At 34.7% G+C, this 18,849-nt stretch carries 9 protein-coding genes; all 9 read left to right on the top strand.

The window, feature by feature from the left end; genetic code table 11:
• Window positions 1-171 precede the first annotated feature (171 nt).
• Complete coding sequence (locus LG651_RS01000; RefSeq protein WP_226694301.1) at window positions 172-2,796, top strand: TonB-dependent receptor; 2,625 nt, start codon at window positions 172-174, stop codon at window positions 2,794-2,796.
• Window positions 2,797-2,890: 94 nt separating this feature from the next.
• On the top strand, window positions 2,891-3,259 hold the full coding sequence (locus LG651_RS00995; RefSeq protein ID WP_226694300.1) for a glutaredoxin family protein: 369 nt from the start codon (window positions 2,891-2,893) through the stop codon (window positions 3,257-3,259).
• Window positions 3,256-4,551: an MFS transporter gene (locus LG651_RS00990; protein ID WP_226694299.1), complete on the top strand. Its 1,296-nt coding sequence runs from the start codon at window positions 3,256-3,258 to the stop codon at window positions 4,549-4,551. Before LG651_RS00995 ends, LG651_RS00990 begins: the two co-directional genes overlap by 4 nt.
• A 36-nt stretch (window positions 4,552-4,587) precedes the next feature.
• Complete coding sequence (locus LG651_RS00985) at window positions 4,588-5,520, top strand: carbohydrate kinase family protein (protein WP_226694298.1); 933 nt, start codon at window positions 4,588-4,590, stop codon at window positions 5,518-5,520.
• A gap of 20 nt (window positions 5,521-5,540) precedes the next feature.
• On the top strand, window positions 5,541-7,094 hold the full coding sequence (gene gtfA / locus LG651_RS00980) for a sucrose phosphorylase (RefSeq protein ID WP_226694297.1): 1,554 nt from the start codon (window positions 5,541-5,543) through the stop codon (window positions 7,092-7,094).
• A gap of 77 nt (window positions 7,095-7,171) precedes the next feature.
• On the top strand, window positions 7,172-8,377 hold the full coding sequence (locus tag LG651_RS00975; protein ID WP_226694296.1) for a sensor histidine kinase: 1,206 nt from the start codon (window positions 7,172-7,174) through the stop codon (window positions 8,375-8,377).
• A gap of 133 nt (window positions 8,378-8,510) precedes the next feature.
• Window positions 8,511-10,805, top strand: a complete 2,295-nt coding sequence (locus LG651_RS00970) for an NADP-dependent malic enzyme (RefSeq protein ID WP_226694295.1) — start codon at window positions 8,511-8,513, stop codon at window positions 10,803-10,805.
• A gap of 54 nt (window positions 10,806-10,859) precedes the next feature.
• Window positions 10,860-11,441: a Holliday junction branch migration protein RuvA gene (gene ruvA, locus LG651_RS00965; RefSeq protein ID WP_226694294.1), complete on the top strand. Its 582-nt coding sequence runs from the start codon at window positions 10,860-10,862 to the stop codon at window positions 11,439-11,441.
• A 67-nt stretch (window positions 11,442-11,508) separates the two neighbouring features.
• Window positions 11,509-18,789, top strand: coding sequence for a T9SS outer membrane translocon Sov/SprA (gene sov / locus LG651_RS00960; protein WP_226694999.1), 7,281 nt, complete (start codon window positions 11,509-11,511; stop codon window positions 18,787-18,789).
• The last annotated feature ends 60 nt before the right edge of the window (window positions 18,790-18,849 follow it).

The following is an 18,849-nucleotide window of genomic DNA, read 5'->3' as shown; positions in this document are numbered from 1 at the left end:
GTAATTTGTTGTTTTGTAATTTAAATTTAGTATTTATTTTTTAAATCGAAAACGTTTTCGGTATTTTCGAAAACGTTTTCGATTGTTAAAATGATATTTTTTGTGTTATTAAAATATAAATTTGACAAAAACAAGCTTGAAATATTGTTGAATAACTAAAAAAACTAAAGAATGAGAACAATTAAACTAAACGGAATTTTGATTTTTGCGATGCTGTTGTCGGTTGGCAGTTTAATGGCACAATCAATTTCTGGAAATGTAAAAGATGAAGCTGGAGTGCCACTTCCAGGTGTTAATGTAATTTTAGAAGGAACTACAAAAGGTTCGGTAACCGATTTTGATGGAAATTATACCATTTCTGGTTTAGAAAATGGAAATTATACGCTATCTGCTACTTTTATAGGTTATGCATCTTTTTCAAAAAGTGTAACCCTTAGTGGTAGTGATATTACAGTAAATATAATTATGGCTGAAGATGCCCAATCTTTAGACCAAGTAGTTGTAACAGGTGTTGTAAACCCTAAATCTAAAATTGAATCGAGTGTATCGGTTTCTTCAATGGATGTAGAGCTAATAGAACAAGCTTCACCAAGAAGTGCTGGAGAACTTTTTAGAAATGTGCCTGGTATTCGTGCAGAATCGTCGGGCGGTGAAGGTAATGCCAACTTTAATGTGCGTGGTGTGCCTATTTCTTCAGGTGGTTCTCGTTATTTTCAAATTCAAGAAGATGGCTTGCCATTAAATTTATTTGGAGATACTTCTTTTGGTAATGCCGATAACTTTTTAAGAATTGATACAAACATAGGTAGAGTTGAAGCTATTCGTGGTGGTTCGGCATCTACGCAAACCTCAAATGGTCCAGCAGGTATTATTAACATGATTAGTAAAACTGGTGCCACAGAAGGTGGTTCGGTAGGAACAACCTTTGGTTTAGATTACCAAACAAGCCGATTAGATTTTGAGTATGGAACGCCACTTGGTAACGGTTTGTCTTATCACATTGGTGGATTTGTTAGAGCGGGTGAAGGGCCAAGAGAAATTGGATACCAAGGTAATAAAGGTGGACAGTTTAAAGCGAACTTAACAAAACGTTTTGAAAGCGGTTATGTGCGTGCTTATGTAAAATTATTAAACGACAAATCGGTAATGTATTTACCAATGCCAATGTTGTTAGAGGGTAGTAACGACGATCCAACATTTTCTAATTTACCTGGTTTCGATATAACATCAGATGCAGTACACTCGACACATTTACAACAAAGTGCAGGAACATCACCATTTAGTGGCGAAAATCATGTAAACGATGTGCGCAATGGTAACAACCCAGTGTCTAAAGCTTTAGGTGCAGAATTCTCTTTTAGCTTACCAAACGATTGGAAGTTAATGGGTAAAGCAAGATATTCTAATAACAGTGGTGAGTGGGTATCTCCTTTTACAGCGGCTATTGGTACGGTTTCAGAAATGGAAACTTTAGCTAGAGATGCGGTTGGAGCAACTGGTAACTTAGTGTATGCCGATGGTGACAGAGAAGTATTTAATCCATCAAACGGATTAGCACAAGTAATCCACATGTTTGATGTTACTGTAGACGATTTAAGTAACTTCTTTGGAGATGTTAAAGTAACTAAGAAAATTGGAGATAATGTAGGTGTTACGGCTGGTTTATTTACAGCTACTCAAAACACTAAAATAGGATGGCAATGGAGTTCATTTTTATCAGAAGTTAAAGGCGGTGGTGATGCTCGATTAGCCGATTTTGATGGCTTTTCAAGAAACGGACAATTCTCTTATGGTACGCCAATTTGGGGTAACTGTTGTCAACGTAAATACAACACAGTACATAATGTAAACTCACCTTATGTTGGTGTAGATGCAGACATCACCGAAAAGTTAAATTTTGATGGTAGTGTACGTTTCGAAAATGTAAATGTAAACGGAAACATTCAAGCAGGACCAACAAGTCAAGGAAATTATGATTATGATGGTAACGGAACTATTGAAGGTATTGAGCAAGTGGTGCCAGTAATTACTGGAAATGCAGGACAGGTAATTGATGATAGCTACAATTTTGTATCGTACTCTTTAGGTCTTAATTATAAGTTTAATGACGATATGGCTGTGTTTGGTAGATATAGTTCTGGTGCTTCTGGTAGAGCAGCCGATAGAAATAACTATGGTCTTAATGGAAAAGCTGATGTACAGTTTGACGAAGTTTCTCAATTAGAAGTTGGTTTCAAGAAAAGATTAAACAACGGTGTAGTTAACGTTACTGCTTTTAGAAGTAATACCGATGAAGGTTTAAGTAACGAGTTAAACCGTTCGGTAGGAAATCCTTTTAAGGCTATGGGTGTTGAAGCTGAAACCGCTTTAGCATTTACAGATAACTTATCATTTAATGGGTCATTTACTTGGACTAAAGCAGAAATTGATGGTGGCGATAACAAAGGAAATACTCCAAGAAGACAAGCCGATTTAGTGTATAACTTATCACCTGCTTATAACTTTGGTGAAGAGAGTCAACACAGTGTAGCGTTAAGTGTTTTAGGTACTACAAAATCTTATGCTCAAGATGATAACGATTTAGTTATGCCAGGTTATGCATACTTCAATTTAATTGGTAGAGCTGGTTTAACTAAAGGCTTATCCTTAGTGTTAAGCGTAAATAACTTATTCGATACCGTAGGTATTACAGAAGTTGAAGGTAATGGAGATGGAGCATTCGGAGATGCACGTTTAGTAAGAGCACGTTCTATTAGCGGACGTTCAACAACCTTATCACTTCAGTATAAATTCTAAAAAGTGGTTTGATTTTTAGTGATTGTTTGGAGCTGGAAATTAATTTAACTTAAATTGTTTTCAGCTCTTTTTTTTCTAACTAAATAACAACATTATGCAATTTATTTTTAAAGTGTTTTTTATCGGACTGTTTTCGTATCTGTCATCATCAGCACAGGTCGATAACAATCAATTAGCAAAAGCTAAAAACAACAAAATAATTGTGTATGGAAGCGATAGTTGTCATTATTGCGTAGATACCAAAGCATTTTTAAAGAAAAATAATGTTGAGTTTCGGTATTTTGATGTCGATGTAAATATAACAATGCAACGCGAAATGCTTTTAAAAATGGAAAAATCAGGATTGTCTGTAGATGAATTATCGTTACCTGTTGTAGATTTACAAGGACAGCTAATAATGAATGATGTAGCAGATTTTGAAGGCTTTTTAAAGCAACTAATTTCTAAAAACAAAACAAAATGAAACTAGTAAAACCAAAATTATCGTTTTGGCAAATATTAAACATGAATGTTGGTTTTTTTGGCATTCAATATAGTTTTGGTTTGCAACAAAGTGCGGTTACACCCATTTATGATTTTTTAGGAGCGAGTCCAGATCAAATTCCAATTTTGCATTTAGCAGGTCCTGTTACGGGCTTGGTAGTACAACCATTAATTGGAGCCTTAAGCGATAAAACTTGGAGTCCTAAATTTGGGCGTAGAAAACCATTTTTTTTAATAGGAGCGATTTTATGTAGTTTAACGTTGTTGGCCTTTCCTTATAGTAGTTCGTTATGGATGGCAGCTGGTTTGTTATGGATTTTAGACGCAGGAAATAATACTGCCATGGAGCCTTACAGAGCATTAATTGCGGATAATTTAGATGAAGTACAACAACCACTTGGGTTTCAAATGCAAAGTTTTTTTACGGGTTTAGGGCAGGTTTTAGCCAATGTGTCGCTGTTTGTTTTTCCATTAATATTTATTGGTAAAACGGGATCATTGCCAACTTGGGTGTATGCATCTTTTTTCTTGGGAGCGTTTTGTTCTATAGCTTCTATTTTATGGAGTATAAGTAAAACCAAAGAAATTCCGCCAACCGAAGAAGAACTTATAAAAATCAGGGAAAAAAAGTCTGTTTTCGAGCCAATTCTAGAAATATTTTCGGCTATAAAAGATATGCCTAAAGTAATGTGGCAGTTGGCTTTAGTGTATTTGTTTCAGTGGTATGCATTGTTTTGTTATTGGCAAAATTCATCAAAAAGTGTGGCGCTTTCAGTGTGGAACGCAACTCCAGAAAATACTGAAGCTTATAGTGAAGCTGTAGGATGGACGGGTTTAGTAAATGGTTGGTATAACGTAGTTACTTTTTTAGTGGCTTTTGCATTGGTTGGTTTTGCAAAAAAGTTTAGTGCTAAAAAAGTACATGCTTTTTGCTTAATTATTGCTGCGTTAGGGTTTTTAGCCTTTCCGCACATAGAAAACAAAAACCTACTGTTTTTTGCCATTACTGGTTTTGGTATTGGTTGGGCAAGTATGATGGGGATTCCTTACTTAATGGTAGTTGCAGATATTCCAAAAGAGCGATATGGTGTTTACATGGGTATTATAAATATGATGATTGTAATACCAATGATTCTTCAAACGCTTTCTTTCGGCTTTATTCTTAAAAACTTCCTAAACAACGACCCTAGAAACGCAATAACTTTTGCTGGAGTATTACTTGTAATAAGCGCTTTGTGTACGCTTTTTATAAAAAGTAAAAAGGTAGGTTAAAATTAGATAAACAGAATTTTACAGATATAATTTTCAATGGAAAATAATAATATAGATATTTTGTGTGTTGGCGAAGTTTTGGTCGATTTTATTGGGCATCAACCTGGTGTTTTAATAAACGAAACTAGAGACTATCATCGATACCTTGGCGGATCGCCAACTAATGTTGCTATGAATATGGCGCGATTAGGTTTAAATGCTGCTTTAGTGGCTACGGTTGGTCAAGATGGATTTGGTGAGTATATTTTTAAGCGATTAAATGAAGTTGGTGTTAATATTGATTTTATTAAACAATTGGGAAGAAATGCGACAAGTGTTATTTTTGTATCCCGATCGGAAGGTACGCCAGATTTCTTGCCATTTCGAGATACCGATTATAAAATAACAGAAGATCAAATAACTTCAGAAACCCTTCAAAAAACAAAAATATATCATACAACTTGTTTTGCGCTAAGTAAAAAACCAGCGCAAGACACCATAATTAAAAAAGCAGAAGAAGCTTATAATTTAGGGTGTAAACTTAGTATTGATGTAAACTATGCTAGAAAACTTTGGGAAAGCAGAGATGAAGCTTTGTCGGTAATAAAAGCCTATTGCAAATTCAATCCTTTGGTAAAAGTTAGTGAAGACGATATGTTGCGACTTTTTGAAAAAGAGCTACCTCATGAAGAAATTTTCGAGTTTTTTCATAATCAAGGTGTCGATACGGTTTGTTTAACCCTAGGAAGTAAAGGTGTTGTTTTGTCGCAAAAAGGAAAAGAACTCATAAAAATGCCTGCTATAAAAATTGAAAAGGTGATGGATGCAACGGGGGCTGGTGATGCTTTTTGGTCTGGATTTTTGTTTGCATATATCAATGAAAAACCAGTGACCGAATGTTTAGAAGTTGCGTTAAAATTGGCAGCACTTAAGCTTCAAAATGTAGGGAGATTACCCGATAACATTAATATAGTTTCAAAACTTTTATAAAATAGCCTCAATTAATCATTATGAGTTCAACTAAAAATTCTATTCCAAATGGAGTTATGCTTAACGCTTACCCAGATAGTATTGGCGAAAATTTAAGCGATATTATTTCAATGCTTAAAAAACCAGAATTTAAAGACGTCTTTTCATTGTTTTATGTGTTGCCAACTTTTTTTAATAGCGATTTAGATCGGGGTTTTTCAATAATCGATTATAATATTAACAAAGACTTGGTTTCAGAAGCCGATTTAAAAGATTTAGAAGCACTCGATATCATGCTTAAATTCGATATTGTTCTAAATCATTTGTCTGTAGCTTCACCGCAATTCAAAGATTTATTAGCACATGGTAATGCTTCTAAATACAAAGATTTTTTTATAAACTGGAATACGTTTTGGGAAGGTTATGGCGAATTAAATAGCGACGGTGTTATAAAACCAAATCCTGAATATCTCGATAAACTTTTTATGAGAAAATCAGGTTTGCCAATTTTAAAAGTGCCGTTCTCTGATGGTAGCGAACAACCTTATTGGAACACTTTTTATCAACAAATAATAGAAGATCCAGAAACTAAAGAACGTAGTTATTTAGGGCAAATGGATGTAAATGCCAAATCGGAATTGGTTTGGGAATTTTACGAAGAAACTTTAGCTAAGTTAAAACAATACGGTTGTAAAATATTAAGGTTAGATGCTTTTGCTTATTTGCATAAAGAAGTAGGAGAAACTAACTTTTTTAATAAACCAGGAACTTGGCAATATTTGGAGCGCATAAAACAAATTGCCGATAAAAATAATTTAAAATTATTACCAGAAATACATGCCGAATATGGTGTAAATCTGCATGATGAGGTCGCTAAAGAAGGTTATCAAATTTACGATTTTTTCTTACCCGGCTTAATGATTCATACATTGGAAACGGCTAGCAATAAAGCCTTGTATAAATGGATTAACGAGATTGTTGCAAAAGGTTATAAAACCGTAAATATGTTGGGGTGTCACGATGGTATTCCAGTGCTCGATTTAAAAGGAAAGGAAATTGATGGTGATTATAACGAAGGTCTTTTAAATGATAGCGAGATTGATGCCATTATGGAAACCGTGATGAGTCGCGGTGGTCGCGTAAAAAATCTTTACGGTCCCGATGGTAAAAAAATATCTTATTATCAGGTTAATGCTACGTTTTTTAGTGCATTAGGTGAAGATGAAAAAAAGCTGTTGTTGGCAAGAGCTCTTCAAATGTTTGTTCCTGGAATTCCTCAAGTATGGTATCTCGATTTATTTGCTGGGAAAAACGATTATGAAGCTGCCGATAACGCAGGAAGTGGTGGTCATAAAGAAATTAACCGTACTACATTGTCGCTAGAAGAAATTGAGTCTGGTTTAAAACAAGATGTAGTTTTGAAACAATTAGAGTTAATGCGTTTACGTAATACCAGTAAAGCTTTTTCTGGTAGTGTAAAAATAAATCCGTCTGCAACACATAAAATTGATATTACTTGGAGTAATTTAGGTGAGTCGGTACAACTCATTGCCGATTTAAAAACGGTGAATTTTAATATTGTTCATTTAAAATAGGTAGGTTCTTAATTATTAGTTTTTAATTGGTTACGTGTATTTATTTGTGTACTTTGCTAGAGTAATTTTCTCACTCTATGATTGCACCAAAAGAACCCGAAAACGAAGGCGAACGGCTGGAATTTTTAAAGTCGTTTAATATTTTAGATACTTTACCAGAGGCCGATTATGACAATATAACTAAAATTGCTGCCGAAATTTGTGGCGTTCCAATAGCCTTAGTGAGCTTAATTGATGATAGGCGTCAATGGTTTAAATCGCACCATGGTTTAAATGTTACAGAAACTCCAAAGGAATTTGCATTTTGTGCTCATGCCATTAATAGGCCAAACCAGCCATTTGTAATTAACGATTCTAGAGAAGACGAACGATTTCATGATAATCCATTAGTTACTGGTGATCCGCATGTTGTGTTTTACGCTGGTATTCCGCTTACAACCAATAAAGGGATGCCTTTAGGAACCTTATGTGTTATAGACAATAAACCGCATCAGCTTACCAACGAACAGTTAGAAACTTTAAAAGCTTTATCAAATCAAGTAATAAAATTACTCGAACTACGAAAAGCTAATGCGAATTTGCAGACCTCATTAAACGATTTAAAAGATAAAAATGAAGCATTAGAAAAATTTGCATATTTAGCAGCACACGACTTAAAATCACCTTTACTAAACATAAGTAATTTAGCTCAAATTATTAAGCAAGATTATAAATTAGATATTGACGATGCGGGTTTAAATATGCTTGAACTCATAATAAAATCATCAGAAGATTTAACCAGTTTGGTAGATGGGTTACTAAGTTATAATACGCGCGATAGTATTTTAAATAAAGAAAAAGAGGCCATTTCTTTAAAAGAATTTGAGTCAGATTTACAAGACAATATTATTAAGCATTATAAAGAAGTCAATTTTACTTTAAATTCAAGCTTATCCGAAATAGAAGTAAACAAATATGGTTTTAACCAAATTATTAGAGAATTAGTTAATAATGCTATTAGATACAACGATAAAAACCAAGTAAATATAACTTTAAATATATGCGAAACAGCAAGTCATTATAGAATATTAGTACAAGATAATGGCCCAGGAATTCATGAAAATTATCATGAAAAAATTTTCAATGTGTTTTACAAATTAAATAAGTACGATAAATTTGGGCGAACAGGCAATGGAATTGGTTTAGCAACCGTAAAAAACATAATAAAAAAACTACAAGGCGAAATACACGTTAATTCTATCTTAAACAAACAAACTACTTTTAGTGTTATTTTAAAGAAATAAATAATAATTGCATAAGGTCTATTTTTTTTAAAGAATAACCATATCATTTCATAGTATTATTATCTTTGTTTATAAATTGAATATTTAAGAAATAATATATTCTCAAAAATATATTTTCAAAATAAAATCCCTTATGAGCGAAGAAAGTAAACGCAGAGAAGCACTTGTATACCACGCCAAACCTACTCCAGGAAAAATAAAAGTAGTACCAACAAAAAAATATGCAACACAACGCGACTTATCGTTGGCATATTCGCCCGGTGTTGCAGTACCTTGTTTAGAAATTGAAAAAGATAAAGAAGCTGCTTATAAATATACTTCAAAAGGAAATTTAGTAGCTGTAATATCAAACGGTACTGCGGTTTTAGGTTTAGGTAATATTGGTGCTTTGGCTGGTAAACCTGTTATGGAAGGTAAAGGTTTATTGTTTAAAATATTTGCAGATATTGATGTTTTTGATATTGAAGTTGATACCGAAAATGTTGATGAATTTATTGAAACCGTAAAAAATATAGCGCCAACCTTTGGTGGAATTAATCTTGAAGATATTAAAGCTCCAGGAGCTTTCGAAATTGAACGTCGTTTAAAAGAAGAACTCGATATTCCAGTAATGCACGACGATCAACATGGAACGGCTATTATTTCGGCCGCAGCATTATTAAATGCTATCGAATTAACCAACAGAAAAATTGAGGATGCTAAAATTGTAATTAGTGGCGCTGGAGCCGCAGCAATTTCGTGCTCGCGTTTATACCAAGCTTGTGGTGTAAAACTAGAAAACATGGTTATGTTAGATAGTAAAGGGGTAATTAGAAAAGATAGAGATAACTTAACATCTGAAAAAGCCGAATTTGCTACCGATAGAAAAATAGATACTCTTGATGAAGCCATGAAAGATGCCGATGTGTTTATCGGGCTTTCTATGGCAAACATTGTATCACCAGAAATGTTGCTTTCTATGGCAAAAGATCCTATTGTCTTTGCTATGGCAAATCCAGATCCAGAAATTGGCTATCAATTAGCTATAGATACTCGAGACGATATTATTATGGCAACTGGGCGTAGCGATCATCCTAATCAAGTAAACAATGTATTAGGATTTCCATTTATTTTCCGTGGCGCTTTAGATGTTAGGGCTACAGGGATTAACGAAGCTATGAAAATGGCAGCTGTAAAAGCACTTGCTAAATTAGCTAAAGAACCGGTGCCAGAGCAAGTAAATATTGCTTATGGTGAAACCAGATTAACTTTTGGTAAAGATTATATTATACCAAAACCTTTCGATCCAAGGCTAATTGCCGAAATTCCTCCTGCCGTTGCAAAAGCGGCTATGGAAAGTGGTGTAGCAAAAACACCAATTACAGATTGGGAAAAATATACAGATACACTACGAGAACGTTTAGGTTCCGATAATAAAATGGTTAGGTTGTTGCTTAACAGAGCAAAATTAAACCCAAAACGTGTAGTGTATGCAGAAGCCGACCAGTTAGATGTTTTAAAAGCGGCTCAAATTGTATACGAAGAAGGTATTGCCATTCCTATTTTGTTAGGAAGAAAAGAAACAATAGAGTCTTTAATGGCAGAACTAGAGTTTGATGCCGATATAGAAATAATCGACCCAAAAACTGAAGAAGAAAACGAACGCAAAAACAAATATGCGAAAGTATATTGGGAGCAGCGTAAACGTAAAGGAGTTACTTACTACAGTGCGCAACGTTTAATGCGCGAGCGCAATTATTTTGCAGCCATGATGGTTAACGAAGGTGATGCCGATGCTTTAATTTCTGGTTATTCAAGAAATTACCCAACGGTAGTAAAACCAATGTTAGAGCTAATTGGTAAAGCTAAAGGAATATCTCGAGTGGCTACAACCAATTTAATGATGACTAAAAGAGGCCCATTATTTTTAAGTGATACCTCAATAAATATCGATCCAGATGCTAAAACTTTAGCCAGAATTGGTCAAATGACGGCTAAGGTAATTTCCATGTTTGGCCTAAACCCCGTAATGGCAATGGTTTCATATTCAAACTTTGGGTCTTCAGTAAACCCAAAAGCTTCAAAAGTAACCGAAGCTGTATCATATTTACATCGCTCTAATCCAGATATGGATGTAGATGGTGAGTTGCAAACCGATTTTGCTTTAAATGATACTATGTTACGCGAAAAATTTCCGTTCTCTAAATTGGTAGGTAAAAAAGTGAATGCACTTATTTTTCCGAATTTAGATTCAGCAAACATCACTTATAAATTGTTAAAAGAATTAAATGATGCCGAATCTATTGGTCCAATTATGATGGGAATGAGAAAGCCTGTTCACATTTTACAGTTAGGTGCAAGCGTAGATGAAATTGTAAACATGACGGCTATTGCAGTTATAGATGCGCAAGAAAAACAAAAATGGGAATTAGAGCAACTAGAGCAATAACAGCTTAAATACAATAATTTTATTACATTTGGCAGAGACTAACTGTTCTATTTCATGATAACGCACATTCAAGGAAAACTTGTAGAGAAAAACCCAACCCATGTTGTTATAGACTGTAATGGTGTTGGGTATATGCTAAATATCTCGTTACATACATTCTCTCAAATACCAGATAAAGAAAGCTTAAAGTTATTTACGCATCTTCAAATTAAAGAAGATGCGCATACACTTTATGGTTTTGCATCAATAGCCGAACGCGAAATTTTTAGGTTGTTAATATCTGTAAGTGGTATTGGGGCTAGTATTGCCCGCACTATGTTATCATCTTTAACACCAAAACAAATTCGAGAAGGAATTGCAGGAGAAGATGTAGCTTTAATTCAGTCCATAAAAGGTATAGGTGCTAAAACTGCTCAGCGTGTTATTATTGATTTAAAAGATAAAATCATAAAGATTTACGATATTGACGAAGTTTCTATTACAAAAGACAATACCAATAAAGAAGAAGCGTTATCTGCTTTAGAAGTGTTAGGATATGTTAAAAAACAAGCCGAACGTGTCGTTAATAAAATTATGGCAGCCCAACCAGACGCTAGTGTTGAAACTGTTATAAAAGAAGCACTCAAAAATTTATAATTTTATTTTGAAAATTACCAGACCAAATCTATTGCAACTACCTAAGCCATATGTTTTATGTGTTTTTATGCTTTTTTTTACGGTTGTTGTTTGGTCGCAAACCCCTCAAGACTCTACAAAAACTGGATTTAGTTTAGGGAAAATTAAAACTCCAGAACTCGATACTGTAGAATCTAAATATACCTACGATCCTGTAACCAATCGTTATATTTATACACAAACTATTGGCGACTACAATCTTAAATATCCTATAATCTTAACACCATCGGAATATTTTGATTTGGTTGCAAAAGAAAATATTAGGAATTATTACAAAGAAAAAATTGATGCCTTCGATGGTAAAAAAGAAGGTAGCGAAGATGCGAAAAAAAATCTCTTACCCGAATTTTATGTGAATTCAGGGTTTTTTGAAACTATTTTTGGAAGTAACACCATAGAGTTGGTGCCAACGGGTAGTGTAGAAATGGATTTAGGAGTACTGTTTTCTAGACAGGACAACCCAACATTTTCACCTAGAAATAGAAGTAATTTTACTTTCGATTTCGACCAACGTATCAGTTTAAGTTTGCTGGGTAATGTAGGAACACGTTTGCAAGTTACAGCAAACTACGATACCCAATCTACTTTCGATTTTCAACAGCTTATAAAACTAGAATACACGCCAACCGAAGACGACATTCTTCAAAAAATTGAAGTAGGTAATGTAAGCATGCCCTTAAACAGCTCGTTAATTACGGGAGCACAAAGTTTATTTGGTGTTAAGGCGCAGTTACAGTTTGGGAAAACAACAATTACGGGTGTGTTTTCCGAGCAAAAATCACAATCTAATACGGTTATAGCTCAAGGCGGTGGTACCGTTGAAGAATTCGAATTATTCATTAGAGAATATGATGAAAATCGGCACTTCTTTTTAGCCCAATATTTTAGAGATAATTACGATAGTGCACTCGAAAACTATCCGTTTATAAATAATAAAGGTTTACAAATAACGCGTATTGAGGTTTGGATAACGAATAGAACAAATCAAACCGAAAATGTTAGAAACATTGTAGCCTTGCAAGATTTAGGTGAATCTGTTTATAATCCAGGAGATACAAGTAACGATAATATATTTTTGGACCCGCAAGCTAATGGTTATGGCGGTTTTATTAATAGTCCAAACGCAGTACCAAATAACTCAAATAACGATTTTGATCCTACGGCAATCGATGCGGGTTCTATTTTAACCAATCAAATTCGAGATATCGCTACGGTACAACAAGGCTTTGGAACCTTTTCATCGGTTGTTAAAGAAGGCTCCGACTATGCTAAAATTGAAAATGCTAGAAAATTAACCAACGGACAAGAATATACGCTAAACGAAGATTTGGGTTACATTTCGTTAAATCAGCGTTTAACAAACGATGAGGTTTTAGCTGTGGCTTTTCAATATACATTAGGCGGAAAAGTGTATCAAGTAGGTGAGTTTGCTAACGATGGTATTGAAGCTACCAGTATTGAAACTAACGACGATGGCGATGTAACTTCCGTGGTTAATTCTACATTGGTATTAAAAATGCTAAAAAGTAGTATTACTAATGTTACGCAGCCGGTTTGGGACTTAATGATGAAAAACATATATGATACTGGTGCCTACAATTTAAGTCAAGACGATTTTAAGCTTAACATTTTTTATAACGAGGCATCGCCATTAAACTTTATAACTCCAGTTAATGACAATTTTGATTTAGATATAAACGGAAATCCTGTAACTGCAAATACAGCAGAAGACGATTTAATTCAAAACGTGCCATTATTAAGAGTGTTTAACTTAGATAAACTTAATTATAACAACGATCCGCAAACAAATGGTGATGGTTTTTTTGATTATGTTTCTGGTATTACCGTAATACCCGCAAACGGAAAAATTGTTTTTACCAGTGTAGAACCATTTGGTGAGTACCTGTTTAATAAACTTGGTGATGGTGATTATAATAACGAGGCTTCTTATAACGAAAACCAAGAAAAATACGTTTACGATATACTATATAAAAGCACTCAAACAGCAGCTTTAGAAGAAGTTGAAAAAAATAAATTTAAATTAAAAGGGCGATACACATCATCGGGAGGCGACGGTATTTCTATAGGTTCGTTTAATGTACCACGAGGTTCGGTGCGCGTTTCGGCTGGAGGTCGTGTTTTAGTTGAAGGTATCGATTATACGGTCGATTACGATTTAGGTCAGGTTTATATTTTAGACGAAGCATTAAAAGCTTCAGATACACCTATTGAGGTATCAACCGAAAACAATGCTGTTTTTGGGCAGCAAACCAGACGTTTTACAGGAGTAAATATTGAACATAAGTTTAACGAAAACTTTGTATTAGGAGCCACGCTTTTAAATCTTAACGAGCGACCCATTACACAAAAAGCAAACTACGGTACAGAATCTATAAACAATACCATTTTTGGTATTAACGGTAATTACGCTACTAAAGTGCCATTTTTAACAAGAATGGTAAACAAATTACCAAATATAGATACCGATGTAGAATCGAATTTATCACTACGTGGCGAATTTGCATATTTAATACCGGGCGCACCAAACGGAACCGACCTAAATGGAGAAACAACATCGTATATCGACGATTTTGAAGGCTCGCAAAATAGTATCGATTTAACTTCACAACAGTCATGGTATTTATCCAGTAGACCAGCCGATTTAGATGGCGATGGCGAGGTCGATGTTAATTATGTGAATGGTATAGAAAGCGGATATAATAGAGCCATGCTTAACTGGTATACAATCGATCCTATTTTTTATAGCACGCAACGTCCAGACGAGATTACCGACGAAGATATGTCTAGTTTATACACTAGCCGCGTATACATAGATGAATTATTTCCAGAAGTCGATTTGGTGCAAGGACAAAATTCGGTGTTGTTCACGCTCGATTTAGCCTATTATCCAACAGAAAGAGGGCCTTATAATTACGATCCAAATGCTTCAAGCGGAACGCTTAATAATCCAGAAGAATCTTGGGCAGGTATTACAAGGCAAATTACATCTACCGATTTCGAACAGCAAAATGTAGAGTATATCGATTTTTGGTTACAAGATCCATTTCAAGAAAACCCAACCAATCCAGGAGGAAAGTTAGTTTTAAACCTAGGAAACATCTCAGAAGATATTTTAAAAGATGGTAGAAAACTTTACGAAAACGGACTTCCAGAAGATGGTGATATTTCAATTTTAGAACAACAAGCAACCGAATGGGGAAGTATTGTGCCTCAAAATCAAAGTTTAGTTTATGCGTTCGATACCACAGGTGAAGAACGAACAAACCAAGATGTTGGTTTCGATGGTTATAATGATGAAGCCGAACAACGTTTTGCAATAAGGGAAAATTTAGCGCCAGAATATCAAGGTTTAGAAGATCCATCAAACGATAACTACACCTATTTTTTAAATACCAATGGTGATATTTTTGAACGATACAAAAAGTATAATGGAGTAGAAGGCAACACGCCAGATACATTTACCGATACCAATCGTGGCTCGAATACCCAACCCGATGTAGAGGATATTAACCGTGATAACACCATGAATACCATAGATAGTTATTACGAATACGAACTCGATATTACCAGACAAAATTTACCTTTAACAGAAACAGAATTCGATAATCTTCCAAACTCAAACCCGTTAAAAGAATATTTACGCGATTTTAAAAATAGGCCACGTTCATTACCAAATGGTGAAAGTGTCGATGTTCGTTGGTATCAATTTAGAATTCCAGTAGAAGGAGATTTAGCAAGAGCCGTTGGTGGTATTAGCGATTTAAGATCGGTGCGATTTGCACGTCTTTTCTTAAAAGAGTTTACCGAAACTACCGTTTTCCGTTTTGGAACCCTCGATTTAGTTAGAAGCGATTGGAGACGCTATACCCAAGCTTTAGATACGGGCGATCTAGATCCAACCGATGCTCAAACCGATTTTTCTGTTGGTGTAATTGGTACACTCGAAAACGAAGGGAGCTACGAAATTCCTCCAGGAATTGAGCCAGAGCAATTGTTTAATAACAATACTGTTGTTAACCAAAACGAACAGTCGTTAGTATTGAAAGTTTGTAATTTAGAGTCTGAAGATTCTAGAGCCGTTTACAAAAATATAAATATCGATATGCGCCAATATAAGCGTTTAAGAATGTTTATGCATGCCGAAGATAGCGATGAAGACTCTGGGTTATTAAGTGATGATGATTTAGTTGGTTTTATTCGAATGGGTAACGATTTAACCGATAACTATTATCAAATTGAAATACCTTTAGAAATTACAGAATCTTCAGCAGACGATGTTTGGCCTACAAATAACGAAATAAATTTATCTATAGAGGTTTTAGGGAAAGTAAAAGCACAAGGTATTTTTGATGCTTCTTTAAATAACGAAGACCCTACGTTTTACGATGTAATAGATGATGAAATATCTTTAGTTAGCGACCCGTTTGATGGGTATGTTCTTGGCCAGCACCGTGTAGGAATAAAAGGAAATCCTAACTTTGGAGATGTAAGAACCTTAATGGTTGGTGTAAAAAACATATCGAATAACAATAACGTATGTGCCGAACTTTGGTATAACGAATTACGTTTATCTGATATGGATAACGAAGGCGGTTGGGCTGCTGTAGTGAGCATGGATAGTAATATTGCCGATTTTGCTACGATTAGCGCAACAGGAAGCCAGAGTACTGCTGGTTTTGGCTCTTTGGAACAAGGACCTTCGGAACGTAGTTTAGAAGATGTTGTGCAATACGACATGGTAACCAATGTAAATATTGGGCAGTTATTCCCAAAAAAATGGGGTGTGCAATTACCTTTTAATTATGCACAAAGTGAACAATTAATTACGCCAAAGTACGATGCCTTTTATGAAGATTTAACTTTGCAATCGCGTTTAGATGCTGCAGAGACCGAATCTGATAGAGAAGAAATTTTACAAAATTCTGAAGATTATACGAAGCGTAAAAGCATCAATTTTATTGGTGTAAAAAAGAACAGAACTGGCGATAAAAAAGCCCGATTTTACGATGTGGAAAATGTGACCTTAAACTATTCTTTTAACAAGGTGGAACATCGCGATTTCGAAATTGAAAAATCGATAAACAAAACCGTGCGCATTGGTGCTAATTATGCACATAATTTTAACCAATTAACCGTAGAGCCTTTTAAAAACAACGATTCGCTTTTTACAGGAAAATATGGGAAATTTTTAAAAGATTTTAATTTTAATTTATTACCATCAAGTTTTACGGTAAGTAGCGATATTAACCGCCAGTATAATAGCCAACGATTTAGAACAATTGATTTATCGGACGATGATATTTCGGTAGAACAATTATTACAACGAAATTATACCTTCGATTTTCAGTATAACATCAATTATAACTTAACAAAATCGTTGCAGTTTAATTACTCGGCAGCCAATAATAATATTGTTAGAAATTATTATGTTGGCGATTATTCCGATGGAATACAAGACGAATCGCTCGATGTTTGGGATGGTATTTTAGATGTTGGAGATCCGAACAGGCAAACCCAAACATTAGGTTTAACCTATCAGTTACCTTTAAATAAAATACCAACCTTTAGTTTTATTGATGCTACTTACCAATATACGGGTACATTTTTATGGCAAAAAGGTTCCGATTTATATGGTGAGTTAGAGCTTGATTACACCGATCCCGACGATCCAGACAATACACTAACTGGAGTTTTCGATTTAGGCAACTCGGTGCAAAACTCTAGCGTGCATAATTTGGTGACCACTTTAGATATGAATCGTTTTTATAAATACATTGGTCTGGTTAAAAAACCAATTAGAACGGTTAGAGCAAGAACTACAACTCCAGGAGGATCTCCAGGGGCAAACAACAGAAAAGCGCCTGCGCCTAAAAATAAAAACAAAACAGCTAGAAAAATTTTAAACGCTGGTATCGATATTTTAACCAGTGTAAAACGCCTTACATTTAATTATAACGAAAATAGCGGGACATATTTACCAGGTTACACGCAAACTCCAGGTTTTATTGGTACGCTAAAACCATCAACAGCTTTTACTTTTGGTAGCCAAAGTGATATTAGATATCTAGCAGCAAAAAAAGGTTGGTTAACCTTGTATCCTGAATTTAACGAGCAATATGCAACCACTAAGCAAAATCAAATTGACTATTCGGCAAATTTAGAGCCCGTACGCGATTTAAAAATCGATATTGTTGGTAACCGTGCTTATTACGAGAATTTTACCGAAAATTATTATGTCGATAATGGCGAATACAATCCGTTAACACCAAATACCTTTGGTAATTACAATATTTCAACCGTTTTAATTAAAACAGCGTTTAAAAAAAGCGACGAGAATGTGAGTAAAGTCTTTAATGATTTTAGCGATAATCGTTTAAAAATTGCCAACCGTTTAGCTGAGGCCTTTTATGGCGGTCCAGGTTTCGAAAGAGACGACGATGGGTATCCGTTAGGTTTTGGTAAAAACAACCAGAAGGTATTATTGCCTGCCTTTTTAGCTGCTTACTCTGGGCAAGATGCAACCGATGTAAAAACTAGCGCATTTAGAGATTTTCCATTACCAAACTGGGATTTAAAGTACACCGGTTTTATGAAGTTTAATTGGTTTAAAAAACGCTTCAAACGTTTCTCGCTTACACATGGTTATCGTTCAACCTACACCATCAATCAATTTAATACCAATTTAAATTTGAATTTAGCCGATGAAGACAACGAGAAACCAATTCCTGGAACTCCATATGTCGATCAGCCGGACGAAGCAAAAGACCAATCGGGTAATTTTAAAAACGAAACTTTGTTTAGTAACATTAACTTAAGCGAATCTTTTAGCCCGTTAATGCGATTAGACTTCGAAATGAAAAATTCGGTTAAAATCTTAGCCGAAATTGCTAGAGATAGACTTATTTCCTTAAGCTTCGATAATAATTTGGTGACCGAAATTCAAGGCGACGAATATACCATAGGTTTAGGATATCGTATAAAGGATTTACGTATAAATTCCAAACTGGCAGGACCTCAAAAACGCATTGTAAGCGATTTAAATATGAAAGCCGATGTATCTGTTCGAGAAAATAAAACCATAATTCGATATCTCGATTTAGATAATAATCAAATTACTTCGGGCCAAACCGTTTGGGCTTTAAAATACAGTGCCGATTATGCATTTAGTAAAAATTTAACAGGCATATTTTATTTCGATTATACGTTCTCCGATTACGCTATTTCAACTGCATTTCCGCAAACAAGCATACGCTCGGGATTAACCTTAAGGTATAATTTTGGAAATTAATATATAAAAGGTTTTAATTTTAAGTTTGAATAAATACATTTGCTAAAATCAAATTTATAT

It is taken from the genome of Neotamlana sargassicola, from assembly GCF_020523965.1.
Lineage (GTDB): Bacteria > Bacteroidota > Bacteroidia > Flavobacteriales > Flavobacteriaceae > Neotamlana > Neotamlana sargassicola.
The sequence above is the reverse complement of the archived record's forward strand: the minus strand, read 5'-3'. Positions and strand labels throughout refer to the sequence as shown.